This window comes from Ramlibacter rhizophilus, from assembly GCF_004681965.1.
Classification (GTDB): domain Bacteria; phylum Pseudomonadota; class Gammaproteobacteria; order Burkholderiales; family Burkholderiaceae_C; genus Ramlibacter; species Ramlibacter rhizophilus.
In genome coordinates, this window is the sequence record NZ_SMLL01000007.1 from 159,353 (window position 1) to 184,925 (window position 25,573).

Consider the following 25,573-nt stretch of genomic DNA (forward strand, 5'->3'; position numbering starts at 1 on the left):
CGCATGTCCGATTCCGCACCCCCGCCCACCACCCGCCTGAACAAGCGCCTGGCCGAACTGGGCCTGTGCTCGCGCCGCGAGGCCGACGAATGGATCGCGCGCGGCTGGGTGCGCGTGGACGGGCAGGTGGCGGGCATGGGCCAGCAGGTGGAGCCCACGGCCCGCATCGAGGTGGACCCGGCCGCCCGCGGACAGCAGGCGCAGCAGGTCACCATCCTCCTGCACAAGCCGGTGGGCTATGTGAGTGGCCAGGCCGAGGACGGCTACCAGCCGGCCGTGACCCTGGTGCAGGCCCGCAGCCACTGGCGTGGTGACGGCTCGCGCCAGCGCTTCGCGCCGGCGCAGCTGCGCGGCCTCGCGCCGGCCGGGCGGCTGGACATCGATTCGACCGGGCTGCTGGTCCTCACGCAGGACGGGCGCGTGGCGCGGCGGCTCATCGGCGAAGACTCCGAGGTGGAAAAGGAGTACCTCGTGCGCGTGAGCTGGGGCGAGGTCGCGAGCGACGTCCAGTCCGCCTTCCCTCCTGCGGGCCTGGCGCGCCTGCGCCATGGCCTGAGCCTGGACGGACGCCCGCTCAAGCGCGCCCGCGTGGACTGGCAGAACCCCGAGCAGCTGCGCTTCGTGCTGACCGAGGGCCGCAAGCGCCAGATCCGCCGCATGTGCGAGCTGGTGGGCCTGAAGGTGGTGGGCCTCAAGCGCGTTCGCATCGGGCGCGTGACGCTGGGGCAGCTGCCGCTCGGGCAGTGGCGCTACCTGGGGCCGCACGAGAGCTTCTAGGGCTCGCATGGCAGGTCGCCCGCGTCGTGCATGACGGCGATGTCGGCCGGCACACGAAGGGTGAAGCGGCACTCGCCGGACGCCGTGCTCGCCGTGCCCCGGTGCGTCCCGGGGGGCACGTTCTCCAGGTACAGCTCGCCTTGCAGTCCCGTGGCCGATTCGATCTGCCGTGGCCCGGCCTGCCCGCCGTCGTCGACGTCCAGGCGAAACGTGGCGCGCTGCAAGGGCTGCGGCCCCCCCGGTCCCGGCGCCAGCAGGCGGGCCAGCAGCGCGGTCCGGCGGGCGAGTTCGAAGTCGATCACGGCCCCGGCGCGCTCGGGCAGCATGGCGCGCCGCGCCAGGCGCGGCAGGCCCCATTCCAGGGGGATGCTGTGGGCGTCGATGCTGAAGTGATGCTCCCACCAGGCACCGACCTCGGGCACGAACAGCTCGCCCGCCGCATCGGTGACGCCCACCGGGCTGCCATTGACCCGGACCGGCACGCCGGCCAGGTCGCCGACCTTCACCAGCGCGAACGCTCCTTCGACGGGCCGGCCGAACCGGACCGCACCATTCAGCCAGGCCAGGCCGCCGGCGGCCGAGAGGCGCAGCCGGTCCGACGCGATGAAGCCACCCTGCGCCCGCTCGAGCTCGCCGCGCAGCCGGACCGCATCGGCATTGAGCTGGGCAGCGGCGCGCCACGAGAGCGTGCGCTCGCTTTGGAAGCTGTCGCTTTGGGCGGCAAGGTCGAAGCCCCAGCCTGCGGCCGGCGGTGGCGTTCGCGTCCACTGCAGGGAGGTGCCGTGCCCCGCGCCGCCCGCGCGGGCCCCCGTGGCCAGGAGCTGGCGGCTGTCCAGGAACAGCGCGAGGGCGACGGACAGCTCCGTCTGCCGCGGGCCGGGGCCGGCCAGGGAGCGCGACACGCTGGTGCGCAGCGTGCCGGCCCGGCCCGGGAGGGCGGTGACGTGGCCGATGGCGAGCTGGCCGCGGTCGCTGCGCGTGGTCGCCGAAAAGCCGCTGGCCTCGGGCAAGTCTGCCGCCGGGTGCGCGCGACGGAACGAACGGGCCAGCCACAGGCTGCCCAGCGTGCCCAGCCGCGTGCTGGCATAGAGGTAGCTCTCCTCGCGCAGGCCCGAGAACGCCAGGCGCTCGGCCACGGGGGCATAGCCGGCGCTGTCCCGGCGCCAGGCCAGTGCCAGGCTCCAGCGGGGGGCCAGGTAGTCGTAGCGCAGAGTCGTCGCCAGGCCGTCCGCAGCCGCCGCGCGACTCGCCGCCACCGAAGCGCTCAGCACGCCCACCCGGCCCAGCGACAGCGTGGCCGAGGCGCCTGCATTCACGACCCGGCGGCGCGCGGAAGCGTCCAGTCCCAGCGTGAGCCCGTCGCTCACCCCCCAGCGGTGATGGGCCGTCGCAGCCGGGGCGCCGTAGTCGAAGCTTCGCAGTCCGTAGGCCCGCCGCACCGCCCCCAGCGCATAGTGGTACGCCTGCAGGCCGGGCCGCAGCAACCGGTCGCTGGTGTAGAGGCTGCGCTCGAATACCTGCTCGCGCCCATAGGGGTCGCGCACCACCAGGCGCAGCTCGCCGGCGCCCTGGGGGGTGAGGAGGTCCTGCAGTTCGAACTCGCCCGGACTCACCCGCGTCGAGCGAACACGCTGGCCGTTCACATAGACCTCCACGTCGCTGGGCAAGCTTGCCTGTCCCTGCACGCTGCCAAGCGGATGGCGGATCTGGAAGGGGTCGAGGCTCGACAGCCGGGACACGGACAGCCCGCCCACGAGCAGGCTGGTGCCCAGCGCCGGGGGGTGCGTGAACAGGTCGCCAAGTTGCACGCGTGCGCCGTGTTCGACCAGGTCGTAGGTGGCGCTGGTGTCCAGACGGACGAAGGCCGCCGTCCCGTCGGCCTGGCGGACCGTGTGGCCGCGCGACAGGACCAGGAGCGCGCCGTCTCGCCCGCCCGCTTCGACAGAGAGCCGGCTGGCCGTTGCGGCACCGCTCGCGGCTTCGCCTTCGACCGCCCAGTTGAGGAAGGCACTGCGGCCGCCGGTGAACGCAAGGGGTGGCAGGCCGGTGGGCGGCGCTGCCAGAACGCTGCGCGGCAGCCAGTGCAGCGGCGCGGTGAGCTCCAGCGTGAGCGTTCGCGCATCCAGCCGGACGGCCAGGCCGGCAAGCTCGGCCAGCCGGACATGGGGCAGGCCGTCAAGTTGCACGGTCTGCGGCGCCGGCACCGCGAGGCCCAGCCGGGCCAGGTCTTCCTCGCGCACCAGCCAGTCGTCGCTGCCGCGTCGCATGACGAAGAAGTCGCCGCGTGTCTGTCCGTTCACCGAGGCGGTCACGACAAGGGCTTGCGCAGGCAGGGGGGTGTGCGGCGTCTGGGCCGAAGCGGGCAGCCACGCGCACAGGGCCAGGGCGAGCGCCAGCCCGCGCATGAACGCCAGCGCGTTCATGGGCAGGCGGCGGGGTCGGTCTGCAACTGCCCGTGGACGGCGCCGTGTGCGGTCTTGATCTGCAGCTCGATTCGCGCAAGCTGCGCGCAGGCGCCGGGTGGGACGGCGAGCTTGAACCGCCGCTGCGCGCCGGCGAGCAGGTAGCGCGCGGGAACGGCTTCGGCAAAGAGCGGCTGCCCCTGGCGGTCACGGCCGCTCACGACGATGGATTCGAACACCTCATGCCGGTTGCCCTGGTTGCGCAGCAGCCAGTGCACCGCGCCGGCCTCGAGCTTCAGCGCATCCAGCGCCAGCTGGCGTGCAGCGGTGTTCCAGGCCGCGAAGACGGGCACGCCGAAGCGAACCAGAACGCGCACGAGCGCACCCGGCGCAGGCGGGGCAGATGCAGGGGCCGTGGGCGGCAGCTCCTCGACGAACAGGCGCCAGCTGCGCTCGGGCCCGCCCGGGACCGCGGGCGGCTGGCGCGGTCCCAGGCGCACGGCGGCGTCCTGGCCGGGCTCCAGGGTGAGCAGGCGCGGGAAGTAGACGAGATCGGGCGTGTCCTCGTAGACGTCGTCACCGGACTCGTCCTGGCGCCAGGCCATGGCGCGGATGCTGAAGGACTGCGGCGCAGTGCCCTCGTTGCGCAGGGTCAGCGTGCCACTGCGGGCCTCGGGCCCCAGCTCCAGGCGCATGGGGCTGACGGAAAAGCCCGCGCCCGCCGGCGCGGCCAGGCCCAGGGCGAGCAGGCAGGCGAGCAGCCGGGCAAGCCGCTTCGTGGGCAAGGCGATGCACCTCATGGCATGAACGACACGGTGAAGTGGCCCTCGTACTCGCCCGCCGGCAGGTCGGCGTAGCTGCCCGCGGGGATGGAGAGGGACAGCAGCAGGATGTGGGTGTTGCCTGCATCCGGCTCGAGTCGGGCGTGGACGGTGTAGGGGATGCTGGCGCCCTGCGGGCCGGTGAGCACGAGGCCGGGTGCGCCCAGGATCTCGACCCGGGTGCCCGGTGGGCAGAGGCCCTCCAGCCGCATGCCGCCGCGGGTGAGTCCCACCTCCGCGCTGCGCGAGGCATCGATCGGACCGAAGTCGAGCACCGTTCCGCGATAGAAGCGGTGCAGCCTGCAGGCTTCAGGCGCCTGCGCGCGAGCGCCTGAGAGCAGCGCGCAGGCAACGAGGGCTCCCACCATCCAGCGCTGCCAGGGCATGCCCATGGCTTCAGGGCTCGATCACGACGAGGACCGAGTCCTCGTAGAGGCCGCTCGCGGCGTCCTGGTACTGGGCCGGTGTCACCGTGGCGCGCAGGCCGACCTCGATGTCCTTGCCGGTGCCGAAGCCCAGGCCCTTGGCCTGCGTGGGCACGTCCCGCAGCAGCGTGTAGGTGATTTCGCCGCCGCCGTTGCGCGTCAGCTTGCGCTGGACCGACTGGGCCGTGCCGTTGTCGAGCTTCACCGAGAAGCCCGCATCCTTGGTGCACTTGAACTTCACCACGGCCGTGGGGCTGGTGCTGAGCGCCGTGTCGGCCGGGTCGATGGTCCAGGCAATGTCGCTGGCGCCGCTGCTGACGCGGCACTTGTCGCTGATGGTGGCCTTGACGCGCAGGGTGGTCGCGTTGTCGTTCTGGGCCGACTGGGCCTGCGCACTGCCGGCGAAGGCGGCGCAAACAGCGACCAGGACGGACGGCGCGAGGCCGCGCAAGGAGAGGGTGTGCTTCACGGAAGGGCTCCGGTTCGGGGTGGTCAAGGGGGCCCCGGCGCAGCCGGGGCCGGCCCTCAGTACCGAGGGCGCCGCATCGGTTCGCGGTTGAGTTCAAGGTTGTCAGCGCCTTGTCCGGAATCGCACGCGGATGCGGCCCTTGAATCCCGCAGCGCCGCCCTCAGCTCAGCTCGGTTTTCCTCTTCCATGCGATCGACGATGAGCCAGAAACAAACCCTGTCCTTCCAGGCCGAAGTGGCCCAGCTGCTGCACCTGGTCACCCACTCGCTCTATTCCAACAAGGAGATCTTCCTGCGCGAGCTGGTCTCCAACGCCTCCGACGCCTGCGACAAGCTGCGCTACGAAGCCCTGGAGAACAACGCGCTGTACGAAGACCAGCCGCAGCTGGAAGTGCGCGTCGCCTTCGACAAGCAGGCCCGCACCCTGACCATCACCGACAACGGCATCGGCCTGTCGCAGCAGGAAGCCATCGACAACCTGGGCACCATCGCCAAGAGCGGCACGCGCGAATTCCTCGGGCGCATGTCGGCCGAGCAGAAGACCTCGGCCACCGAACAGGGCCAGCTCATCGGGCAGTTCGGCGTCGGCTTCTACTCCGGGTTCATCGTGGCCGACCGCATCACGGTGGAATCGCGCCGTGCGGGCCTGGCGCCGGAGCTGGGCGTGCGCTGGACGAGCGGCGGCACCGGCGACTTCGAGGTCGAGCAGATCACCCGCCCCGAACGCGGCACCAGCGTGATCCTGCACCTGCGCGAGGACGCCGTCGACTACCTCTCCACCTGGAAGCTCAAGTCCATCATCGGCAAGTACTCCGACCACATCTCCTTGCCCATCCTGATGCGCAAGGAGGAGTGGAAGGAGGGCGAGAACAACCAGCCCGGCGAGATGGTGCTGACCGAGGAGTGGGAAACGGTCAACCAGGCCAGCGCCCTGTGGAGCCGGCCCAAGAAAGACATCACGCCCGAGCAGTACCAGGACTTCTACAAGCAGATCAGCCACGACTGGGAGCCGCCCCTGGCCTGGGCGCACAACCGCGTGGAAGGCAGCACCGAGTACACGCAACTGCTCTTCATCCCGGCCAAGGCGCCCTTCGATCTGTGGAACCGCGACAAGAAGGCCGGGGTGAAGCTGTACGTCAAGCGCGTCTTCATCATGGACGACGCCGAGTCGCTCATGCCGGTGTACCTGCGCTTCGTCAAGGGCGTGATCGACTCGGCCGACCTGCCGCTGAACGTGAGCCGCGAGCTGCTGCAGGAAAGCCGCGACGTGCGCGCGATCCGCGAAGGCTCGACCCGGCGCGTGCTGTCCATGCTGGAGGAGCTGGCGCGCCTGGAGAAGGACGAGTCCGCCTCCGAGGAGGACAAGGGCAAGTACGCGAGGTTCTGGGCCGAGTTCGGCGCGGTGCTCAAGGAAGGGCTGGGCGAGGACACCGGCAACCGCGATCGCCTGGCCGGCCTGCTGCGCTTCGCCTCCACGCAGTCGGACCTGCCCAGCGTCTCGCTGGCCGACTACAAGGCGCGGATGAAGGAAGGCCAGAAGGCCATCTACTACATCACCGCCGAGACGCTCGCGGCCGCCCGCAACAGCCCGCAGCTGGAGGTGTTCCGCAAGAAGGGCATCGAGGTGCTGCTGATGGCCGACCGCGTGGACGAGTGGGCCCTGAACTTCCTCACCGAGTTCGACGGCACGCCCCTGCAGTCCGTGACCAAGGGTGCGTTCGACTTGGGCGAACTGCAGGACGAAGCGGAGAAGAAGGCGGCCGAGGACGCGGCCGAGGCCTTCAAGCCCGTGCTGGCCAAGCTGAAGGAGGCGCTCAAGGACCGCGCCGAGGACGTGCGCGTCACCAGCCGGCTGGTGGACTCGCCGGCCTGCCTGGTGGTGACCGACGGCGGCATGAGCCTGCAGCTCGCACGCATGCTCAAGCAGGCGGGCCAGAAGGTGCCGGACGCCAAGCCGGTGCTGGAGGTCAACCCGGAGCATGCCCTGGTCAAGAAGCTCGACGGTTCGGTGCACTTCCATGACCTGGCCCACATCCTGTTCGACCAGGCCGTGCTGGCCGAGGGCGGCCTGCCGGAGGACCCGGCCGCCTACGTGAAGCGCGTCAACGCGCTGCTGGCTTGAACCCGGCGCAATTGGAAACGGCGTCGCAAGAGCAGCGGCGAGTGGTAACGGCGCGGGCATCGGCCGGGCTGCGCGGCCTTAGCATCAGCTCATGCTGACTTCTCGTTCCCTGGCCCGCTCCCGTGTCGCCACCGCGTGGCGGCTGGGCGCTGCCCTGCTCGCCGCGGCGGGCGTCGCGGGCTGCGCTTCCACGGGCGTGGGCCTGGGCATCGGTGTGCCCGTGGGCCCGGTGTCGCTCGGGGTGGGCATGGGCTCGGGCGGCCTGAGTGCCGGGGTGGGCACGGGCGCCGGGCCGCTGGGCGTGGGCGTCGGTGTGAACTCGCAGGGCCAGGTCTATGGCGGCGCCGGTGTGGGCGCCTCGGTGCCGCTGGGAGGCGGCGGTGCACGGGCCGGCGTGGGCGTCGGTGCGAGCCGCGTGCTGCACGACCCGGGGATCGCCCGACGCAGCGAGCCGATCACGATCGAGCGCGCCGTCGTCGCGCCCTGAGCGGCTGCGCGCGGCGGTCTGCCCGCGCAGCTTCTCAGGCCACCAGCGCCGGCTCGGCCATGGCTTCGAGCTGCTCCTGCAGCATGTGCACCTGCCCGTCCCAGTAATCGCGGCTGCCGAACCAGGGGAAGGCGCGCGGAAACGCCGGGTCTTCCCAGCGCCGCGCCAGCCAGGCGCTGTAGTGGATGAGGCGAAGCGTGCGCAGCGGCTCGATCAAGGCGAGTTCGCGGCGATCGAACTCCCGCATCTGTTCGTAGCCGTCCAGCAGGGCGCCCAGTTGCCGCTGCCGCTGCGGCCGCTCGCCGGACAGCAGCATCCAGAGGTCCTGCACGGCCGGGGCTGTCCGCGCGTCGTCCAGGTCCACGAAGTGCGGCCCGTGGTCCGGCGTCCAGAGGATGTTGCCGGGGTGGCAGTCGCCGTGCGCCCTCAGCAAGGCGGGCGCCTGCGCCGCCAGTGATTCGCGCACGGCGACGAGCGCGTCGTCGCAGGCTCGTCGCCACGGCGCCTCCACCTCCATCGGGATCAGGTCGTGCGACAGCAGCCAGTCGCGCGGCTCGGCGCCGAAGCTGTCCACATCCAGTGCGGGCCGGGTGGCAAAGGGCGTTCGCTCGCCGACGGCATGGATGCGGCCCAGGAAGCGGCCGATCCACTCCAGCACTTCCCCGTCGTCGAGTTCGGGCGCGCGGCCGCCGCGGCGCGGGCTCACGCTGAAGGCGAAGCCGCCGTGGTGATGCAGCGTGGCGCCCTGCAGCTGGAGCGGTGCGACGACCGGCACCTCCGCCTGCGCGAGCTCGGCGGCGAAGGCGTGCTCCTCCAGGATCTGCGCGTCGCTCCAGCGGTCGGGGCGGTAGAACTTGGCCACGACCGCGGCATGCCCCTGGACCTCCTCTTCGAGCTGCACCTGGTAGACGCGGTTCTCGTAGGAGCTCAGGGCCATCAGGCGCCCATCGCCGTGCAGCCCGACCGAGGCCAGGGCGTCGAGCACCGCGTCGGGCATGAGCGTTTCGAAGGGATGGAGGGCGTCGGCCATCCCGCATTGTGGCCCGGTGCAGGCACCGGGCCGGCGATCACAGTCTTCAGGCCGGCGTGATCTGCACGTCGATGTTGTTGCGGGTCGCGTTCGAGTAGGGGCACACCTGATGGGCGGCATCCAGCAGCTTCTGCGCGGCCTCGCGGTCCAGGCCGGGCAGGCTCACCTTCATGCGCACGGCGATGCCGTAGGCGCTGCCCACCGGGCCGAGGTCCACCTCGGCGTCGATGGCGGTGTCGGCAGGCAGCGTCACACCCTGCTTGGGAGCCACGGCCTTCATCGCACCGAGGAAGCAGGCCGAGTAGCCGGCCGCGAAGAGCTGTTCGGGGTTGGTGCCGGTACCGGCCCCACCGGGGGGCGACAGGCGGATGTCCAGGCGGCCGTCGTCGGTGCGCGAGACGCCGTCGCGCCCGCCCGTGGTGTGGGCCTTGCCGGTGTAGAGAACTTTTTCGAGCTGAGCCATGGTTTCTTCGGATTCGTCAGGTTGATGGAAAGTCGTGGCCAGGTCGGCCGCCGGCAAGTCTGGAAGAAATCGCTTGGCCCGTGGGGGACGGGGCCTTTGGGCCCCACCTGCATCGCAAGGTCCACGACGGATTGCACGCGCCGAAGCTCAGCGCTGGAAACGGCGCCGCGTGAGAACCAGCGCCACGGCGAAGCCCAGCACCGCGTAGGCCGCCAGGATGAGCAGGTGCCAGGCCGCGTGTTGCGGCCAGCGGTCGAGGAACATGGGACGTACCAGTTCCACGGCATGCGTCAGGGGGAGCACCTCGGAAGCCAGGCGCAGCCAATCGGGCAATTGCTCGCGCGGGAAGAACACCCCCGAGAGGAACATCATCGGCGTGAGCAGCAGGGTGAAGTAGTAGGTGAAGAAGTCGTAGCCTTGCGCCAGCGCGTTGAAGATGAGCGCGATGCAGGAGAAGGTGATGCCCGCCACCGCGAGCACCCCCCAGGCCACCAGCAGCTTGGGGCTGTGGCTGATGCCCAGGGCCAGCATGACCAGCAGGATGGCCGTGGCGGTGAAGATGGCCTTGTAGGCGGCCCAGAGCATCTCGGCCAGCACCACGCTGTCCAGCGACACGGGCGCGTTCATGATGCCGTCCCAGGTGCGCTGCACGTGCATGCGCGAGAAGGCCGAGTACAGCGCCTCGAAGGAGGCGGCATTCATCGCGCTCATGCAGATCGAGCCGCTGGCCAGGAAGACGATGTAGGGCACCTGCTGGCCCTGCAGGGGAACGCTTCCCACCAGCGCGCCCATGCCGTAGCCGAAGGCCAGCAGCCACATCAGCGGCTCGGCGATGTTGCCCAGCAGGCTGGGCACCGCCAGCTTGCGCCACACCAGCAGGTTGCGCAGGAACACCGGCCACCAGCGCAGCGACAGGTCGGGGGGGTGCCAGAGCGTGTTCATCGCCGGATGCCTTTGCAGGGGGTCACTCCCGGATCTGCCTTCCGGTGAGCTTCAGGAACAGGTCTTCGAGGTTGGCGGGCCGGTGCAGGCTGCGCAGGCCCGCATGGTCGGCCAGGGCCGCGACCAGCGGGTGCGCATCGCGGGTGTAGAAGAACACCGTCTCCCCGCTGACTTCCACCCGCTGGGCGAACCGGCGCAGGGGCGAATCGGCCAGCGGCAGGGCGCCCGTCCCGTAGACCTCCACCACGTCGGGCTCCAGGTGCTCTGCAATGAGGTCGCGCGGGCGGCCTTCGGCGATCTTGCGGCCGTGGTCCAACACCAGCAGGCGCGAGCACAGCCGTTCGGCTTCGTCCATGAAGTGCGTGGTCAGCAGGATGGATTTGCCCTGCTGCAGCAGCAGCTGCAGGCGTTCCCACATCAGGTGCCGCGCCTGCGGATCCAGGCCCGTGGTCGGCTCGTCGAGCAGCAGCAGGCGCGGATCGTTCACCAGCGCGCGCGCCAGGCTCAGGCGCCGGCGCATGCCGCCCGAGAGTTCGCCCGGCCGCGCGGCGGCCTTGTGCGAGAGTGCGGCGAACTCCAGCAGGCGCGGGATGCGCTCGCGCAGGGTGGCGGCGGGCAGGCGGAAGTAGCGTCCGTAGGCGTGGAGGTTTTCCGCGCAGCTGAAGTCCGGGTCCAGCGAATCGAACTGGCTGACCACGCCCAGCTGCGCCTTGATGGCCAGGGCATCGCGCGGCATGGACAGGCCCAGCGCCGTGATCCGTCCCGCATCGGGCATGGTCAGGCCCAGGCACATGCGGATGGTGGTGGTCTTGCCCGCCCCATTGGGGCCGATCACACCCAGGCACTCGCCGGGACGGATGGCGAAGGACAGGCCCCGCACGACGGGCGTGCCGCCATAGGACTTGTCCAGTCCCGAAGCCTCGAAGAGCGGTGCGGGCTCATGCATGTGGGCAGCGATTGTCACTGCTCGCCACCGCGAACGCGGGAGCGCCAACCGTAGAATGCGCTGCGTCCTACAGCCGCCGTCCTCGTGTTTCCTCCCTTGTCCATCCAGCGGCAGTACCTGCTGCCCAAGCTGCTGCTCACCCGATTCGCCGGCCGCGTCGCCGGGCTGCGCGGCGGCGCGCTGACGCAGGCGCTGATCCGGCGCTTCATTGCCGAATACGGCGTGAACATGGACGAAGCCGCCGACCCGCGCGTCGAGAGCTACGCCACCTTCAACGAGTTCTTCACCCGCGCGCTGCGCGTGGGCGCGCGCCCCCTGTCGGACGCCGACTTCGTCTGCCCGGTGGATGCCGCCATCAGCCAGTTCGGCCCCATCGAGCACGACCAGATCTTCCAGGCCAAGGGCCACAGCTACTCCACGACCGCGCTGCTCGCGGGCGACGAGGCGCTCGCACGCCGCTTCGACCATGGGCACTTCGCCACGCTGTACCTCGCGCCCAAGGACTACCACCGCATCCACATGCCCTGCGATGGCCAGCTGGTGAAGATGGCCTACGTGCCGGGCGAGCTGTTCTCGGTCAACCCGCTCACGGCGCGCCACGTCCCGGGCCTGTTCGCCCGCAACGAGCGCGTGGTGTGCGTGTTCGAGACGCCTTTCGGCCCGTTCGTCAACGTGCTGGTGGGCGCGACCATCGTGGGCAGCGTCGCCACCACCTGGCACGGCGTGGTCAACCCGCCGCGCACGCGCGAGGTGCGCGAGTGGCACTACCAGGACCAGAACATCGTGCTGCGCAAGGGCCAGGAGATGGGCCGCTTCCTGCTCGGGTCCACGGTCGTGATGTTGTTCCCCAAGAACGTCATCACCTTCCACGAAGACTGGGAGCCGACGCGCCCTGTGAAGCTGGGTGAAGCCATGGGGGCGGCATCGACGGCGGCAACCCCGAGCTGAAAACAAGCTCCCTCGCAGCGTTCCGTTTCGAAGCACACGCAAAACGCGCCAGCGTCTTGCGCGTGGCGACCTACTGGAACGCCACCTCGTCGAAGGACCGCAGCTTGCGGCTGTGCAGCCGCTGCGTGCCGCCCGCGCGCAGGATCTCGATGGCCCGCATGCCGATGCGTAGGTGCTGGTCCACCCGCTCGCGGTAGAACTGGTTGGCCATGCCGGGGAGCTTGATCTCGCCATGCAGCGGCTTGTCGCTCACGCACAGCAGGGTGCCGTAGGGCACGCGGAAACGGAAGCCGTTGGCCGCGATGGTGGCGCTTTCCATGTCCAGGGCCACGGCGCGGCTCTGGCTGAATCGGCGCTGGGCGCGGTTGCCGGCCAGGAGCTCCCAGTTGCGGTTGTCCGTGCTGGCCACCGTACCGGTGCGCATGATTCGCTTGAGGTCGGCGCCGGCGCACTGCGTCACGTCACCCACGGCCCGCTCCAGCGCCAGCTGGATTTCCGCCAGCGCGGGGATGGGCACCCACAGCGGCAGGTCTTCGTCCAGCACGTGGTCCTCGCGCACGTAGGCATGGGCCAGCACGTAGTCCCCCAGCTGCTGGCTGTTGCGAAGGCCCGCGCAGTGTCCCAGCATCATCCAGGCGTGCGGCCGCAGCACCGCGATGTGGTCGGTGATGGTCTTGGCATTGGCCGGGCCGACGCCGATGTTCACCATGGTGATGCCGCCGCGCCCCGGGCGCAGCAGGTGGTAGGCCGGCATCTGCGGCAGGCGGGCCGGCGCGACGCCCGGCAGCGCCGGGCCGGTCGTGTCGGGCGGCAGGCCCACCCGCGTGGTGAGCACGTTGCCCGGCTCCACGAAGGCGCTGTATTCGCTGTTCGCATCGGTCATGGCCTCGTGCCCCAGGCGCACGAATTCGTCGATGTAGAACTGGTAGTTGGTGAAGAGGACGAAGTTCTGGAACCACTCGGGCGCGGTGCCCGTGTAGTGGCGAAGGCGCTGCAGCGAGTAGTCCACGCGCGCGGCCGGAAAGAGCGACAGGGGCTGTGCCTCGCCGGGGCCGGGCTCCCAGGTGCCGTTGGCGATGCCGTCGTCCATGGCCTCGAGGTCGGGCAGGTCGAACAGCTCGCGCATCAGCACGCGCCGCTCCGGCGGCATGGTGCCCTCGATGTGGTCGTTCTCGGCGAAGGAGAAGTGCACGGGGATCGGCTGCGTGCTGGTGCCCACTTCCAGTTCCACCCCATGGTTCTCCTGCAGCAGGCGGAACTGCTCCCGGTAGTAGCCCGCGTACATGTCGGGGCGCGTCAGCGTGGTTTCGTAGCGACCGGGCTTGGCCACGAAGCCGTAGGACAGGCCCTGGCTTTCCAGTTGCTGCTGCCTCGCGCCGCTTTCGACATGGGCCCGCACATAGGGGTAGCAGCCGCGCACGCGCCCGGGCAGGGTCGCCCCGCTCGTGAACCGCGCCACGGCATCGCGCAGGTGCGAGATCTGCTGGGCGTAGATGTCGCGCACCTTCGCGAGCGCGCTCTCGGGGTCGGCATGACGAGTGGGTGACACGAAGGCGGGCATGTGCGGCATGGGTCCATTTTGCCTCCCCGGCCTTCGTACGCCAGTCGCCCGCGCCCGCGACGCCAGCGTCCTACAGCGCGTTACGAATGATCCTGACGTTACAAAGTCTGTGTCGTCTGCGACATTGACTCCAGCGTTTCGACGCGCACAACGCATAACACTTCAAGGAGTCCAGACGAATGGAAAACGCACTCATGGCCAACCCCTTTGCCCTGATGACCGACCCGGCCAGCGTTCGGCAGATGGTTGAACGATCAGAGCAACTGAGTAAATTGAGCCAACGCCAGTGCCACCCGCTGGACCGCGCCGTGATCCGCAGCGCCAGCGCGGAACTCGCCGCCTACGACTCCAAGATCGACCGCACCACCATCTATCTCCCGCCCGAGGAAGACAAGTCCCAGGCCCTCACGCGGACTTATGGGCGCGCGGTGAACTGAGCCTGCGCCTTTCCCGCCCTTTTTTTTCTGGGCGATCGCCGACGCCGCGACGGGTTCGCGGCGTTTGCACGTCTGGGGGGCGCGGCGCAAGCGTGGAGCCCTGGGGCGCCTCGCTATCATGCGCCGCATGGCGAGTGCGAAGTTGGCAACGGGCGCGGCGCCGCGCTGGGGAAGCGCATTCCTCGCGTGGGTCGTCGCCTGGGTGCGCGTGGTCTGGCTCGGCGCCGTCCTCGGGGTCCTGGCCCTGTCTCCTTCGAGCTGGCGCGCACCCACCCGCAGCGCCCTCGCACGGCATGCCTACACCGACACGGCCCCCATCCTCGCCGGCTTCACGCTGCTGTCGGCGCTCCTGACGCTGGTCATCACGCGCATCGTCGTCGTCACGGCGCAAAGCTACGGACTGTCCCAGTACGCGCTCGAGATGGTGATCCGCGTGCTGGTGCTGGAGCTGATCCCGCTCGGCGCCGCGCTGGTCGTGGCCCTGCGCTGCACCATCCCGAACGGCGCCGCGCTCGCGGGCTTGCGGCGGCGCGGGCGCTTCACGGCGCTGGCCGGCGCGGGCCAGGACCCGCTGGTGGTGGAGGTCCTGCCCCGCATGGTCGCGGGCATCTTCTCCACCGTGACGCTGGCCGCCCTCAGCAGCGTGGTGGGCATGGTGCTGGCGTACCTGGCGGTCTATGGCTTCACCGAGGCGGGCCTGGCCGCCTACAGCCGCATGTTCGGCCGCGTCTTCGATGGCACGGTGTCCCTCATCTTCATCCTCAAGACCTTCTTCTTCAGCCTGGCCGTCTCCATCATCCCGCTGGCGTCCAGCCTGCTGGACCTGCGGCCCGGCACCTCTCGGGAGGCGGCGGCGCTGCAGGGGCTGGTGCGCATGTTCGCCGTGCTGCTGGTGCTGGAAGCCGTCTCGCTGGTGGGCAACTACTACTGACCATGGCTTCGTCCGATCCCGATTCGCCCCTGCTGGCTTCCGAGCCGGCCGCCGAGGGTCCTGTGCCGCACCTCGCCTGGAAGGCGCGGCTGCTGCTGCTCTTCACCGTGCTCCTGATCACGGGGGCGACGCTGTACGTCCTGTACGCGCGCGGCGTCTTCGAGCCCACGCGCACCCTGGTGCTGACCACCGACGACTCCGAGGGCGTGGTGGCGGGCATGGACGTCACCTTCTCGGGCTTTCCGATCGGCCGCGTGCGGCGCGTCGAACTCGGCGCCTCGGGCGAGGTGCGCATCCTGGTGGACGTCGCCGAGAAGGACGCCCACTGGCTTCGCACCAGCAGCGTGTTCACGCTGGTGCGCGGGCTCGTCGGCGGCACGGCCATCAAGGCCTACAGCGGCGTGCTCACCGATCCGCCGCTGCCCGATGGCGCCGAGCGCCAGGTGCTGCGCGGCGACGCCACGGCGGACATCCCGCGCGTGGTCGCGAGCGCGCGCGAGGTGATGGAGAACCTCAGTGCCATGACCCGGCCGGAGGCCGAACTGCGCCGCTCGCTCGCGCAGGTGCAGGCGGCCACCGAACGCCTGAACGGGCCGCGCGGCGCACTGGGCCTGCTGTTCGGAAACGATGCCGACGCGCGCAAGCTGGTGCAGACGCTGGAGCGCACCAACGCACTGCTCGCGCGCACGGAGCAGCTGGCCGGCAAGGCGGACGCGCAGGTCTTCGGCCAGGCCGGACTGCTTGCCGAATTCCGCGGCACGGCGGCGCAGCTGAACGGCCTGCTGGCCGACACGCGCGCCAGCCTGCGCAAGATCGACACCGTGCTGCAGGAAGCGCAGGGCATCGCGACCAATGTGCGCGGCGCCACCGGGGAGCTCGACCAGCTGCGCGGCGAGGTCGAGGGCAACCTGCGCAAGATCGACGCCCTGGTGGACGACCTCAACCGCCGCTGGCCCTTCGCGCGCGAGCGCGAGCTGAAGCTGCCATGACTCGTTCGGCTCGTTTGCTTCCTCTCGTGGCGCTGGCCCTCGCGGCCTGCGGCAGCTCCAAGCCACCGCCGCCCGTCTGGCAGGTCACCGCCGCCAGCGCGCTGGAGCGCCACGCCGACGCCTTCCTGAGCGGCCGCGAACGCATTGCCCGCGCGGAGTTCAACCGCGCGCGCGATGCGCTCGCCGCCACGGGCGATGCCACGCTGGTCGCGCGCGCCGAGCTCACGCGCTGCGCGCTGCAGGTCGCCGTGCTGCAGTTCGATCCGTGCACGGGCTTCGAGGCACTGGGTCCGGAGGTCGCCGCGCCCGAGCGCGCCTATGCCCGCTACCTCACGGGGCAGGTGCTCGCACCGGGTGAGCAGGCCCTGCTGCCGGCGCAGCATCGGGCCGTGGCGGCCGGTGCAGGCCTGTCCGGGCTGCGGGCGATCACCGACCCCACGGCGCGCCTCGTCGCCACCGGCGTGCAACTGCGGGCCGGCCGCGCCGAGCCGGGCACGCTGCAGCTGGCCGTGGACACGGCCTCCGCGCAAGGCTGGCGACGGGCCTTGCTGGGCTGGCTGGGGGCGCAAGTGCGACGGGCCGAGCAGGCGGGCGACGCCGAGGAGGCGGCGCGCCTGCGGCGCCGGATGGCGCTGGTGGGCGGCGAGTCGGCGCGCTGAGGTGGTCGGCTCCTTCCCCCTCTGGGGGAAGGCGGGGATGGGGGCGTCGCGAGAAAGGACGTGGTCGGCGGGCGAGGCCCCAACCCCGACCCTCCCCCAGAGGGGGAGGGAGGCAACGAAAAAGCCGCGGCGAGCGCGGCTTGAAGGGGCTGTGTGCGGCGAGGCCGAGGCCATCGCCGCACAGGTCGCTCAGGGCTTGCTGGCCGTCGGGAAAGGCCAGGCGGCCTGCGGGTTCAGCGTGGTCTGGGCGGCCGGAGCCGGTGCGCTGGCAGGTGCGCTGGACGCAGCAGGCGCAGCGGCAGCAGGCGCTTTCGCAGCTTTCTTGGCGGCAGCCTTCTTGGCAGCGGGGCGCTTGGCCGCCGGCGCCTTCTTGGCGGCGGTGGCCTTCTTGGCCGTCGCCTTCTTGGCGCTCGCCTTCTTCGCGGGGGCTGCGGCCTTCTTCGCCGGTGCCGCCTTCTTCGCGGGCGCGGCCTTCTTCGCCGGCGCCTTCTTGGCGGTCACGCGCTTGGCGGGAGCGGCTTTCTTGGCCGGAGCCGCTTTCTTCGCGGGCGCTGCCTTCTTGGCCGTGGTCTTCTTGGCGGTCGCCTTCTTGGCCGGAGCGGCCTTCTTCGCCGGAGCCGCCTTCTTGGCGGTCACTTTCTTGGCCGGAGCGGCTTTCTTCGCCGGCGCCTTCTTGGCGGCCGTGGCCTTCTTGGCCGGAGCCTTCTTGGCGGCCGGAGCCTTCTTCGCGGGGGCCTTCTTGGCGGCCGGTTTCTTTGCAGTTGCCATCACATTCTCCTGTTCAAGTTGATCAACTCAACGAATGAAGCACCCCGGGCCGCCTTCGGCCTCGGAGCGATCCATGCACCTGGGCCCGGGCCCGGATGCATGAACACCATGGCCCGCGCTGCCAGCCGGCTTCTGGGGCCGGCTTGGCAACGCGGGCGATTCTTTCACCACGCACGCCTGTCGCAGTTGCCTTCAATCCCAAGAAAGCGCGCCACCCGACTGGTACTCGATCACGCGGGTTTCGAAGAAATTGCGCTCTTTCTTCAAGTCGATCATTTCACTCATCCAGGGGAACGGGTTTTCCTCGTTCGGGAAGAGTGCCTCCAGGCCGATCTGCGTGGCGCGCCGGTTGGCGATGTAGCGCAGGTAGCCCTTGAACATGGATGCGTTGAGGCCCAGCACGCCACGCGGCATGGTGTCCTCGGCATAGCGGTATTCGAGTTCGACCGCCTTGAGGAACAGCGCCTTGATCTCGGCTTTGAACTCGGCCGTCCACAGCTGGGGGTTCTCCAGCTTGAGCTGGTTGATCAGGTCGATGCCGAAATTGCAGTGCATCGACTCGTCGCGCAGGATGTACTGGTACTGCTCGGCCGCGCCGGTCATCTTGTTCTGCCGTCCCAGCGCGAGGATCTGCGTGAAGCCCACGTAGAAGAACAGGCCCTCCATCAGGCAGGCGAAGACGATCAGGCTCTTGAGCAGGGTCTGGTCGGCTTCGGGCGTGCCGGTGTGGAAGTTGGGGTCCATGATCGCGTCGATGAACGGGATCAGGAACTGGTCCTTGTCGCGGATGGACGCGACCTCATGGTAGGCGTTGAAGATCTCGCTCTCGTCCAGGCCCAGCGACTCCACGATGTACTGGTAGGCATGCGTGTGGATGGCCTCCTCGAAGGCCTGTCGCAGCAGGAACTGGCGGCACTCCGGCGCCGTGATGTGCCGGTAGGTGCCCAGCACGATGTTGTTGGCGGCCAGCGAGTCGGCGGTGACGAAGAAGCCCAGGTTGCGCTTGATGATGCGGCGCTCGTCTTCCGAAAGCCCGTTGGGGTCCTTCCAGGTGGCGATGTCGCGCGTCATGTTCACTTCCTGCGGCATCCAGTGGTTGGCGCAGGTGGCCAGGTACTTCTCCCAGGCCCACTTGTACTTGAAGGGGACGAGCTGGTTGACGTCGGTCTGGCCGTTGATGATGCGCTTGTCGGCAGCGGCCACGCGGCGGGTGCTCGGGGCTTGCGCGGAGGAGGCGGCGGCGACCGGAATGCCGGCGGGGAAGGTAGGCGTGGGAACGGAAGCAGCAGTGGCCGCAGGCATCGGCAGCGCAGTCGCTTGGGAAAGGGCGGGGGCCAGTGCCACGTCACCGAAGGGAGTCACCGCCGCGTGGCGGCCGTTGAAGCTGCCTTGGCGATTGGCTGGCGAAGCGGGCGTGACGTCGTCGTCCCAGGTCAACATAGTTTTTCCAGTGCTCTCATTATGAGAGCAGCGATGTTGAATGCAAAGTGTCCGTTCACATCGCCGCTCGATTTTGTTGCTCAATTGCGTCGCGCATCTGTCGGAGAACTCCGACAGATCAGCGCGTGGTGCGAAGCCTCACTGGCACGCTTCGCAGCCAGGGTCGTCGATGGCGCAGAACTTGATGTCCGTGGCAGGCGCCGTGTTCATCTGCGACTGCGCGGCGGCGGCCGCGGCCTCGAGCGGGCTCATGGCCAGCGACTGCGGCGCACCCGACGAGACGGCGTTCAGGCGGCCCGAGGTCACGGTGGACTTCTCGGTGTGCGTGGCGCTGATGGTGCGCAGGTAGTAGGTGGTCTTCAGGCCCCGCGTCCAGGCGAGCTTGTAGGTGTCGTCCAGCTTCTTGCCCGAGACGCCGGCCATGTAGATGTTCAGCGACTGGGCCTGGTCGATCCACTTCTGGCGCCGCGCCGCCGCTTCCACCAGCCATTGCGGCTCGACCTCGAAAGCCGTGGCGTAGAGCGCCTTGACGTCCTGCGGCACCCGGTCGATCGGGCGCAGCGACCCGTCGAAGTGCTTCAGGTCCATGACCATCACGTCGTCCCACAGGCCCAGGCGCTTGAGGTCGCGCACCAGGTAATGGTTGATGACGGTGAACTCGCCCGAGAGGTTGGACTTGACCGACAGGTTGCCGAAGCAGGGCTCGATGGACGCGTCCACGCCGATGATGTTGGAGATGGTCGCCGTCGGCGCGATGGCCACGCAATTGGAGTTGCGCATGCCATCGACCGCGATCTTCTTGCGCAGCGCATCCCAGTCCAGCGTGGCGGAGCGGTCGACTTCCACGTAGCCGCCGCGGGCCTGGGCCAGCAGGTCCAGGGTGTCGGACGGAAGGATGCCCTTGTCCCAGAGCGATCCCTTGTAGCTGGAGTAGCGGCCGCGCTCGCGGGCCAGTTCCGTGGACGCCCAGTAGGCGTGGTAGCAGACGGCTTCCATCGAGCGGTCGGCGAACTCCACGGCTTCCTGCGAGGCGTAGGGAATGCGCAATTCGTACAGCGCGTCCTGGAAGGCCATCACGCCCAGGCCGACCGGGCGGTGGCGCAGGTTGGAGTCGCGGGCCTTCTTGACGGCGTAGTAGTTGATGTCGATCACGTTGTCCAGCATGCGCATGGCCGTGCCGATGGTGCGCTTGAGCTTGTCGTGGTCGATGCCGCCGTCCTTCAGGTGCTGGCGCAGGTTGATCGAGCCCAGGTTGCAGACGGCCGTTTCGGTGTCGCTGGTGTTGAGGGTGATCTCGGTGCACAGGTTGGACGAGTGCACCACGCCCGCGTGCTGCTGGGGGGAGCGCAGGTTGCAGGCGTCCTTGAAGGTGATCCAGGGATGGCCCGTCTCGAAGAGCATGGTCAGCATCTTGCGCCACAGGTCCGCGGCCTGGACGGTCTTGCTCGGCTTGATCTCGCCGCGGCGGGCCTTGTCCTCGTAGGCGACGTAGGCGCGCTCGAAGTCGGCGCCGCACAGGTCGTGCAGGTCGGGGCAGGTGGAAGGCGAGAACAGCGTCCACTCGCCCTTTTCCATGACGCGGCGCATGAACAGGTCGGGGATCCAGTTGGCCGTGTTCATGTCATGGGTGCGGCGGCGGTCGTCACCCGTGTTCTTGCGCAGCTCCAGGAATTCCTCGATGTCCAGGTGCCAGGTTTCCAGGTAGGTGCACACGGCGCCCTTGCGCTTGCCGCCCTGGTTCACCGCCACGGCGGTGTCGTTGACCACCTTGAGGAAGGGAACGACCCCCTGCGACTCGCCGTTGGTGCCCTTGATGTGGCTGCCCAGCGCCCGCACGCGGGTCCAGTCGTTGCCCAGGCCGCCGGCGAACTTGGACAGCAGGGCGTTTTCCTTGATGGACTCGTAGATGCCGTCCAGGTCGTCCGGCACCGTGGTGAGGTAGCAGGACGACAGCTGGGAGCGCAGCGTGCCGCTGTTGAACAGCGTGGGCGTGCTGGACATGAAGTCGAAGCTGGACAGCACCTCGTAGAACTCGATCGCGCGCGCTTCGCGGTCGATCTCGTTGAGGGCCAGGCCCATGGACACGCGCATGAAGAAGGCCTGCGGCAGCTCGATGCGGGTCTTGCGCACGTGCAGGAAATAGCGGTCGTACAGGGTCTGCAGGCCCAGGTAGTCGAACTGCAGGTCGCGCTCGGCCTTGAGCGCTGCGCCCAGCTTCTTCAGGTCGTACTGCAGCAGCTCGGGGTTGAGCAGCTCGTTGTCCACGCCCTTCTTGATGAACCCGGGGAAATAGTCGGCGTAGCTGCCGGCCATCTCGGCCGGGGCGATGTCGCGGCCCAGCACCTCCTTGAAGATGGTGTGCAGCAGCAGGCGCGCGGTGGCGTAGGTGTAGTCCGGGTCTTTCTCGATCAGCGTGCGGGCCGCCAGGATGGAGGCCTTGTACACCTCGTCGATCGGCACGCCGTCATACAGGTTGCGCAGGGTCTCGGCCACGATGGGGTCGGGCTTGACGTCGGCGCCGAGGTTGGCGCAGGCGCTGTGGATCAGCCCGGTGAGCTGGCCCACGTCCAGCGGGATGCGCTGGTCGCCGTCGGTCACGTGGAGGCTCGGCGCCACGGGGGCGGTCGCTTCGCCCGAGCGCGCGCGTTCCTGCGAGCGCCGCTCGCGGTACAGCACGTAGGCGCGGGCCACTTCGTGGTGGCCGCCGCGCATCAGGCCGAGTTCGGCCTGGTCCTGCACGTCCTCGATGTGGAAGGTGCCGCCGCCCGGACGCGAGCGCATCAGCGCCCGCACCACCGCCTGGGTCAGTCCGTCCACGGTCTCGCGCACGCTGGCCGAGGCCGCGCCCTGGGTGCCATGCACCGCCAGGAAGGCCTTCATCATCGCGATCGCGATCTTGTTCGGCTCGAACGGCACCACGGCGCCGTTGCGGCGAATGATCTGGTAGTGGGCGAGGGGATGGGTGGAGGCCTGGTCCGGGGCGGCTTGGTGCGAGGCGCCGGTGGGGGCGTAGGCGGCAGGGGAGTTCAGGGCAGTGTGCATGTTTCCTCTTTGATGACTGCTGCGAAATGCGGCTCCGCGGTCGGGAGCCCGAAGCTTGTTTTTCTACGGATGGGCCAGAAACGTCGGGGCACTATATCTAGTGCCCGGTGCTCATGCAAGGCACTAGCAGTGGTGTTTACACGATGTCTTCTTATTTCGGACTTGCAGCCTGCGCGGTGCTGTGCAAGGCGACGAAATGCGCCGCGCCGCAGCGCGCCGGATCAGGCCGGAAGGCAGTCGGGGGGCCAGCCCAGGCCGCGTTCCAGGCGGCGCCAGTCGAAGCCCGCGCCCGGGTCGTGCTTGCGACCGGGCGCGATGTGCTCATGGCCGGCCAGGTGCCGGATCGGGTAGCGCTGCGCGACGGCCGCCAGCAGGGCGTCCAGCGCCTCGTACTGCGCATCCTCGAAGGCGCCGCCTTCGATCCCCTCCAGCTCGATGCCGATGGAGTCGTCGTTGCAGTTGTCGCGGCCGCGCCAGTGCGAGGCGCCGGCATGCCAGGCGCGGTCGTCGCAGTCCACGAACTGCCACAGCTCGCCGCTGCGGCGGACATAGAAATGCGCGGAGACCTGCAGGCCCCGGATGCCTTGGAAGTAGGGGTGCTCGTCCCAGTCCAGCGTGTTGCGGAACAGGCGCTGCACGCCCTCGCCGCCGTACTCGCCCGGCGGCAGGCTGATGGAATGCAGCACGACCAGGTCGATCACGGCGCCCGCTGGACGCGGCCCGAAGTTGGGCGAGTCGAGCCGGCGCGCGAAGCGGTACCAGCCACCCTGCCACAGGGGCGCGGGCCCATCCTCAGGCGCGCTCGTCATTGGGGTCGTCGCCGGGCAGGGAAATCGCCAGCCGGTCGATGCGGTAGCGGATCTGCCGCAGGCTCATGCGCAGGCGTTGCGCCGCGGCCGTGCGGTTGTAGCCGCACTCGCGCAGCGTGCGCACCAGGATCTCGCGCTCGCGCTCGTCCAGCCAGGCCTGCAGATCGTCGGGGATGAAGTCGGGCGCCCGGTCACCCTCGATCGCGGCGAGCGGCGCCGGGTCGGTGGTCGGCGCGAAATCCACCTGCAGCGTGTCGCCCTCGTTCAGGGCGACGGCGCGGTGCAGCAGGTTCTCCAGCTCGCGCACATTGCCCGGCAGCGGGTGCGCCGCGAGCTGGCGGACCACCGATTCCGACAGCCGCGGCACGGCCATGCCGGTCTCCTGCGCGATCCGCGCCAGCAGCGCCTCGCACAGCTCGGGCAGGTCTTCCCGGCGCTCGCGCAGCGGCGGCACCAGGATCTCGATCACGTTCAGGCGGTAGAACAGGTCCTGCCGGAAGCGGTTGGCCTGCACTTCGGCCACCAGGTCCTTGTGCGTGGCGCTGACGATGCGCACATCGACCGTGTCTTCCTGGGTGGAGCCGATGGGACGCACCCGGCGCTCCTGGATGGCGCGCAGCAGCTTGGACTGCATGGCCAGCGGCAGGTCGCCGATCTCGTCGAGGAACAGGGTGCCGCCCCGGGCGGCCTGGAAGTAGCCCTCGCGGTCGTGCGTGGAGCCGGTGTAGGACCCCTTGCGGGCGCCGAAGAACTCGGCCTCCAGCAGCGTCTCCGGGATGGCCCCGCAGTTGACCGCGACGAAGGGCCCCTCGGCACGGTGGCTGCAGTCATGGATGGCGCGGGCGACCAGCTCCTTGCCGGTGCCGGACTCGCCCCGCACCAGCACCGGCGCCATGCCGCGCGCCACCTTGGCGATGCGCTCGCGCACCTGCTGCATGGGCGTCGACTGACCGACCATGCGCTGCAGCGACTGGCCGCCGGACGGCGACGCCGAGGTGGCGGCTTGCGGGCGCAGGGCGGCGGGCGACCGGCTCCGGGCCGCGGGGTCCTGGATGGCCGATGCGACCACGGCCCGGAACTGCTTCAGGTCCACCGGCTTGGTGAGGTAGTCGAAGGCGCCGGCCTTGAGCGCCTCCACCGCGTTCTCGGTGGAGCCGTAGGCGGTCATCACGATGCAGCGCTCGGCGCGCTGCTGCGCGGCCAGGCCGTGCAGCAGCTCCAGTCCCAGCCCGTCGGGCAGCCGCATGTCGGAGATGACGACGTCGAAGCGCCGGGCCTGCAGCAGCTCGCGCGCGCGCGCCAGGTCGGCGGCGGATTCGACGCGGTAGCCCTCGCGCAGCAGCGTCAGCTCGTAGAGCGTGCGCAGGTCGGGCTCGTCGTCCACGACGAGCACCTGGGCCGGGGATGCGGTGGCGGCGGACATCAGGCCTGGATTCTGTCAGCGGCCGAGCCGCGGGCAAGCCGCGCCGGCGTGAAGCGGAACTGCACGAAGAACTCGTTGCCCTCGCGCGCGGGCTGCAGTGGCGCGGGCGCGCGCCGGTAGCCGATCTGCGCGCCGTGGCGCTCGCACAGCTCGCGGCAGATGTACAGGCCCAGGCCGCTGGAGCGGCTCTCGGAAGAAAAGAAGGGCTCGAAGAGGTGGCTGCGCACCGTGGGCTCCAGCGGCGGGCCGTCGCTCCAGACGCGCAGCAGGGCCTCGGCCCCCGGCCCGGCGGCGGCCACCTGGATCGAGTCCGGCCCGGCCGCGGCGTGGCGCGCCGCGTTGTCCAGCAGGTTGACGAGCACCCGGCGCAGGTGCTCGGTGTCGAACAGCACCTGGACCGGCGCGGCGTGCGGGACGGCAATGCGCAGCCGCTGCATGTTGTCGGTCTGGCGCGACCAGTCGCCGCAGGTGTCGGCCACGGCGGATGCGAGCGCCACGGGAAGGGACTGCGGCAGCCCCTGCTGCTGCACGCGCGAGACGTTCAGCACGTCCTCGACGATGCGTGCCAGGCGCTGCGCGTTGTGGCGCACGAGCGCGGTGAGCTGGCGCTGCCCCGCATCGCTCAGCTCCTCGTCCAGCAGCGCATTGGCCTGCGTGATCGCGGCCAGTGGATTGCGGATCTCGTGGGCGACGGCCGCCGACATGCGGCCCATGGCGGCGAGCTTTTCCGTGCGCACGCGCGCTTCCATTTCGCGCAGGTCTTCCAGGAACACCACGCACAGGCCGAGTCCACCGCGGGCGGCGGCGAGGCGCGTGCGCACCAGCACCCGGCGCGGGGCCTCGCCGGCGCCGCCGAGCGGCACCTCGGCGAGCTGGTCGGCGTGCGACTCGAAGCTGCGGCGCGTGAGCTCCAGGAGCGGACGCCAGTTCGGCTCGCCGGCGAGCGAGAAGCCGGGCAGCATGCCGAGGCGGCCAAGCAGGGCACAGGCGGTGGGGTTGGCGGCGCGGACCTGGTCGCCCTGATCCACCACCAGGATGCCGTCGGCTAGGGTGGCGATCACCAGCTCGTTGACCTGCGCCTGCAACCGTGCGGCCTCCTGGCTCGCATGGACGCGCTGCTCCTCGCGCACGAGCCGCACGGCGAGCTGCCGCGCGAGCGCCGCCACCGCGAAGTAGCCCATGCCGGTGAGGCCGGCCTGCAGGAAGCGCTGCGGCAGGTCGTAGGGATAGCTGAGCACGTGCAGCCAGGCGTCCGCCAGCAGCAGCAGGGCGACGGCCGCCGTCGTGCCGAAGGCCAGCGTGGCCGAGCCGAGCACGGACGCCATCAGCACCGGGAGGGCGAACAGGGGCGAGAAGCCGATGCCGACGGGTTGCAGGTAGTGCAGCGCCGAATAGGCGACCAGGTCCATGCCGATGGTGGCCGGCCAGAACACGTCGAAGCGGCGACCGATGGGGCGGGCCATGGCGCGCACCGCGAGCGTCGCCACCAGGTAGGCGGCGCAGCCTCCCAGCAGCCAGCCGGGGCCCGGGACGGCGCTGAGCGTGGAATACAAGCCGCCCAGCACCATCAGCACCAGCGCCGCGACGACCACCCGGGCGTTCGCGAAGCCGCGCCACAGGCGGTCCAGCCCGGACTCGACCGGCGGCAGCGCGGCGGCCTGCTCCCAGGGCGCGACGGACACC

General features: G+C 70.0%; 23 protein-coding genes. 8 read left to right on the forward strand and 15 right to left on the reverse strand.

What is annotated here, in order from left to right:
- The first annotated feature begins 3 nt into the window (after positions 1 to 3).
- Positions 4 to 777 carry a pseudouridine synthase gene (locus EZ242_RS17660; protein ID WP_135286520.1) on the forward strand — a complete coding sequence of 258 codons (774 nt, stop codon included), beginning with the start codon at positions 4 to 6 and terminating at the stop codon, positions 775 to 777.
- Here the strand turns inward: EZ242_RS17660 and EZ242_RS17665 are convergent.
- The 4 genes from EZ242_RS17665 to EZ242_RS17680 are packed head-to-tail and all read right to left on the reverse strand — an operon-like array spanning position 774 to position 4,894.
- Positions 774 to 3,200, reverse strand: coding sequence for a fimbria/pilus outer membrane usher protein (locus tag EZ242_RS17665; RefSeq protein ID WP_135286521.1), 2,427 nt, complete (start codon positions 3,198 to 3,200; stop codon positions 774 to 776). The two genes, EZ242_RS17660 and EZ242_RS17665, sit on opposite strands and share 4 nt — an antisense overlap.
- Complete coding sequence (locus tag EZ242_RS17670) at positions 3,197 to 3,979, reverse strand: fimbrial biogenesis chaperone (protein WP_135286522.1); 783 nt, start codon at positions 3,977 to 3,979, stop codon at positions 3,197 to 3,199. Before EZ242_RS17670 ends, EZ242_RS17665 begins: the two co-directional genes overlap by 4 nt.
- Positions 3,976 to 4,386, reverse strand: coding sequence for a hypothetical protein (locus EZ242_RS17675; RefSeq protein WP_135286523.1), 411 nt, complete (start codon positions 4,384 to 4,386; stop codon positions 3,976 to 3,978). Before EZ242_RS17675 ends, EZ242_RS17670 begins: the two co-directional genes overlap by 4 nt.
- A gap of 10 nt (positions 4,387 to 4,396) precedes the next feature.
- On the reverse strand, positions 4,397 to 4,894 hold the full coding sequence (locus tag EZ242_RS17680) for a spore coat protein U domain-containing protein (RefSeq protein ID WP_167784836.1): 498 nt from the start codon (positions 4,892 to 4,894) through the stop codon (positions 4,397 to 4,399).
- A gap of 198 nt (positions 4,895 to 5,092) precedes the next feature.
- On the opposite strand from EZ242_RS17680, the gene htpG reads away from it, so the two are divergent.
- Together htpG and EZ242_RS17690 are read left to right on the forward strand one after the other, a co-directional pair.
- Complete coding sequence (gene htpG / locus EZ242_RS17685; protein ID WP_135286525.1) at positions 5,093 to 7,015, forward strand: molecular chaperone HtpG; 1,923 nt, start codon at positions 5,093 to 5,095, stop codon at positions 7,013 to 7,015.
- 91 nt (positions 7,016 to 7,106) lie between these two features.
- Positions 7,107 to 7,502: a hypothetical protein gene (locus EZ242_RS17690; protein ID WP_135286526.1), complete on the forward strand. Its 396-nt coding sequence runs from the start codon at positions 7,107 to 7,109 to the stop codon at positions 7,500 to 7,502.
- Positions 7,503 to 7,536: 34 nt separating this feature from the next.
- On the opposite strand, the gene EZ242_RS17695 is transcribed toward EZ242_RS17690, so the two are convergent.
- The 4 genes from EZ242_RS17695 to EZ242_RS17710 all read right to left on the reverse strand — a co-directional run bounded on the left by EZ242_RS17695 (position 7,537) and on the right by EZ242_RS17710 (position 10,883).
- Positions 7,537 to 8,532: a serine/threonine protein kinase gene (locus EZ242_RS17695; protein ID WP_135286527.1), complete on the reverse strand. Its 996-nt coding sequence runs from the start codon at positions 8,530 to 8,532 to the stop codon at positions 7,537 to 7,539.
- Between the two features lie 46 nt (positions 8,533 to 8,578).
- Positions 8,579 to 8,995: an organic hydroperoxide resistance protein gene (locus tag EZ242_RS17700; protein WP_135286528.1), complete on the reverse strand. Its 417-nt coding sequence runs from the start codon at positions 8,993 to 8,995 to the stop codon at positions 8,579 to 8,581.
- 147 nt (positions 8,996 to 9,142) lie between these two features.
- Positions 9,143 to 9,937, reverse strand: coding sequence for an ABC transporter permease (locus tag EZ242_RS17705; RefSeq protein ID WP_135286529.1), 795 nt, complete (start codon positions 9,935 to 9,937; stop codon positions 9,143 to 9,145).
- A gap of 22 nt (positions 9,938 to 9,959) precedes the next feature.
- Complete coding sequence (locus EZ242_RS17710) at positions 9,960 to 10,883, reverse strand: ATP-binding cassette domain-containing protein (RefSeq protein ID WP_135286530.1); 924 nt, start codon at positions 10,881 to 10,883, stop codon at positions 9,960 to 9,962.
- 84 nt (positions 10,884 to 10,967) lie between these two features.
- Between EZ242_RS17710 and asd the strand changes: the two genes are divergently transcribed.
- Positions 10,968 to 11,831 carry an archaetidylserine decarboxylase gene (asd, locus tag EZ242_RS17715; protein WP_135286531.1) on the forward strand — a complete coding sequence of 288 codons (864 nt, stop codon included), beginning with the start codon at positions 10,968 to 10,970 and terminating at the stop codon, positions 11,829 to 11,831.
- A 70-nt stretch (positions 11,832 to 11,901) separates the two neighbouring features.
- Here the strand turns inward: asd and EZ242_RS17720 are convergent, their stop codons facing one another.
- A complete protein-coding gene (locus tag EZ242_RS17720) occupies positions 11,902 to 13,401 on the reverse strand; it encodes an AMP nucleosidase (RefSeq protein ID WP_135286532.1) in 1,500 nt (499 codons plus the stop codon).
- Positions 13,402 to 13,571: 170 nt separating this feature from the next.
- Between EZ242_RS17720 and EZ242_RS17725 the strand changes: the two genes are divergently transcribed.
- From EZ242_RS17725 to EZ242_RS17740, 4 genes are all read left to right on the forward strand, one after another.
- The gene (locus EZ242_RS17725) at positions 13,572 to 13,829 is read left to right on the forward strand and encodes a hypothetical protein (RefSeq protein ID WP_205960677.1); all 258 of its coding nucleotides are present in this window, start codon (positions 13,572 to 13,574) and stop codon (positions 13,827 to 13,829) included.
- 127 nt (positions 13,830 to 13,956) lie between these two features.
- Positions 13,957 to 14,760 carry an MlaE family ABC transporter permease gene (locus EZ242_RS17730; RefSeq protein ID WP_135286533.1) on the forward strand — a complete coding sequence of 268 codons (804 nt, stop codon included), beginning with the start codon at positions 13,957 to 13,959 and terminating at the stop codon, positions 14,758 to 14,760.
- A gap of 2 nt (positions 14,761 to 14,762) precedes the next feature.
- Positions 14,763 to 15,749 carry an MlaD family protein gene (locus tag EZ242_RS17735; RefSeq protein ID WP_135286534.1) on the forward strand — a complete coding sequence of 329 codons (987 nt, stop codon included), beginning with the start codon at positions 14,763 to 14,765 and terminating at the stop codon, positions 15,747 to 15,749.
- A complete protein-coding gene (locus EZ242_RS17740) occupies positions 15,746 to 16,408 on the forward strand; it encodes a hypothetical protein (RefSeq protein ID WP_135286535.1) in 663 nt (220 codons plus the stop codon). Before EZ242_RS17735 ends, EZ242_RS17740 begins: the two co-directional genes overlap by 4 nt.
- 189 nt (positions 16,409 to 16,597) lie before the next feature.
- On the opposite strand, the gene EZ242_RS17745 is transcribed toward EZ242_RS17740, so the two are convergent.
- The 6 genes from EZ242_RS17745 to EZ242_RS17770 all read right to left on the reverse strand — a co-directional run bounded on the left by EZ242_RS17745 (position 16,598) and on the right by EZ242_RS17770 (position 25,572).
- Entirely contained in the window at positions 16,598 to 17,176 is a 579-nt protein-coding gene (locus tag EZ242_RS17745; protein ID WP_135286536.1) for a histone H1-like DNA-binding protein, read from the reverse strand.
- A gap of 192 nt (positions 17,177 to 17,368) precedes the next feature.
- Positions 17,369 to 18,616 (reverse strand): ribonucleotide-diphosphate reductase subunit beta, encoded by a 1,248-nt coding sequence (locus EZ242_RS17750; protein WP_135286537.1) that lies wholly within the window; start codon positions 18,614 to 18,616, stop codon positions 17,369 to 17,371.
- Between the two features lie 138 nt (positions 18,617 to 18,754).
- The gene (locus tag EZ242_RS17755) at positions 18,755 to 21,658 is read right to left on the reverse strand and encodes a ribonucleoside-diphosphate reductase subunit alpha (protein ID WP_135286538.1); all 2,904 of its coding nucleotides are present in this window, start codon (positions 21,656 to 21,658) and stop codon (positions 18,755 to 18,757) included.
- 221 nt (positions 21,659 to 21,879) lie between these two features.
- Positions 21,880 to 22,467 carry a 1,6-anhydro-N-acetylmuramyl-L-alanine amidase AmpD gene (ampD, locus tag EZ242_RS17760; protein ID WP_135286539.1) on the reverse strand — a complete coding sequence of 196 codons (588 nt, stop codon included), beginning with the start codon at positions 22,465 to 22,467 and terminating at the stop codon, positions 21,880 to 21,882.
- Positions 22,451 to 23,890, reverse strand: coding sequence for a sigma-54-dependent transcriptional regulator (locus EZ242_RS17765; protein ID WP_135286540.1), 1,440 nt, complete (start codon positions 23,888 to 23,890; stop codon positions 22,451 to 22,453). The genes ampD and EZ242_RS17765 overlap by 17 nt, the downstream gene beginning before the upstream one ends.
- The gene (locus EZ242_RS17770) at positions 23,890 to 25,572 is read right to left on the reverse strand and encodes a sensor histidine kinase (protein WP_240787143.1); all 1,683 of its coding nucleotides are present in this window, start codon (positions 25,570 to 25,572) and stop codon (positions 23,890 to 23,892) included. Before EZ242_RS17770 ends, EZ242_RS17765 begins: the two co-directional genes overlap by 1 nt.
- Position 25,573 lies beyond the last annotated feature (1 nt).

Excerpts from the sequence above, each read along its gene's own strand:
- EZ242_RS17665 (WP_135286521.1), bottom strand. The coding sequence starts at position 3,200 with ATGAACGCGCTGGCGTTCATGCGCGGGCTGGCGCTCGCCCTGGCCCTG.
- EZ242_RS17695 (WP_135286527.1), bottom strand. The coding sequence starts at position 8,532 with ATGGCCGACGCCCTCCATCCCTTCGAAACGCTCATGCCCGACGCGGTG.
- EZ242_RS17755 (WP_135286538.1), bottom strand. The coding sequence starts at position 21,658 with ATGCACACTGCCCTGAACTCCCCTGCCGCCTACGCCCCCACCGGCGCC.
- EZ242_RS17765 (WP_135286540.1), bottom strand. The coding sequence starts at position 23,890 with ATGTCCGCCGCCACCGCATCCCCGGCCCAGGTGCTCGTCGTGGACGAC.
- ampD (WP_135286539.1), bottom strand. The coding sequence starts at position 22,467 with ATGACGAGCGCGCCTGAGGATGGGCCCGCGCCCCTGTGGCAGGGTGGC.
- EZ242_RS17670 (WP_135286522.1), bottom strand. The coding sequence starts at position 3,979 with ATGAGGTGCATCGCCTTGCCCACGAAGCGGCTTGCCCGGCTGCTCGCC.
- EZ242_RS17750 (WP_135286537.1), bottom strand. The coding sequence starts at position 18,616 with ATGTTGACCTGGGACGACGACGTCACGCCCGCTTCGCCAGCCAATCGC.
- EZ242_RS17745 (WP_135286536.1), bottom strand. The coding sequence starts at position 17,176 with ATGGCAACTGCAAAGAAACCGGCCGCCAAGAAGGCCCCCGCGAAGAAG.
- EZ242_RS17735 (WP_135286534.1), top strand. The coding sequence starts at position 14,763 with ATGGCTTCGTCCGATCCCGATTCGCCCCTGCTGGCTTCCGAGCCGGCC.
- EZ242_RS17690 (WP_135286526.1), top strand. The coding sequence starts at position 7,107 with ATGCTGACTTCTCGTTCCCTGGCCCGCTCCCGTGTCGCCACCGCGTGG.
- EZ242_RS17720 (WP_135286532.1), bottom strand. The coding sequence starts at position 13,401 with ATGCCGCACATGCCCGCCTTCGTGTCACCCACTCGTCATGCCGACCCC.
- EZ242_RS17740 (WP_135286535.1), top strand. The coding sequence starts at position 15,746 with ATGACTCGTTCGGCTCGTTTGCTTCCTCTCGTGGCGCTGGCCCTCGCG.
- htpG (WP_135286525.1), top strand. The coding sequence starts at position 5,093 with ATGAGCCAGAAACAAACCCTGTCCTTCCAGGCCGAAGTGGCCCAGCTG.
- EZ242_RS17730 (WP_135286533.1), top strand. The coding sequence starts at position 13,957 with ATGGCGAGTGCGAAGTTGGCAACGGGCGCGGCGCCGCGCTGGGGAAGC.
- EZ242_RS17660 (WP_135286520.1), top strand. The coding sequence starts at position 4 with ATGTCCGATTCCGCACCCCCGCCCACCACCCGCCTGAACAAGCGCCTG.
- EZ242_RS17700 (WP_135286528.1), bottom strand. The coding sequence starts at position 8,995 with ATGGCTCAGCTCGAAAAAGTTCTCTACACCGGCAAGGCCCACACCACG.
- EZ242_RS17675 (WP_135286523.1), bottom strand. The coding sequence starts at position 4,386 with ATGCCCTGGCAGCGCTGGATGGTGGGAGCCCTCGTTGCCTGCGCGCTG.
- EZ242_RS17705 (WP_135286529.1), bottom strand. The coding sequence starts at position 9,937 with ATGAACACGCTCTGGCACCCCCCCGACCTGTCGCTGCGCTGGTGGCCG.
- EZ242_RS17725 (WP_205960677.1), top strand. The coding sequence starts at position 13,572 with ATGGAAAACGCACTCATGGCCAACCCCTTTGCCCTGATGACCGACCCG.
- EZ242_RS17710 (WP_135286530.1), bottom strand. The coding sequence starts at position 10,883 with ATGCATGAGCCCGCACCGCTCTTCGAGGCTTCGGGACTGGACAAGTCC.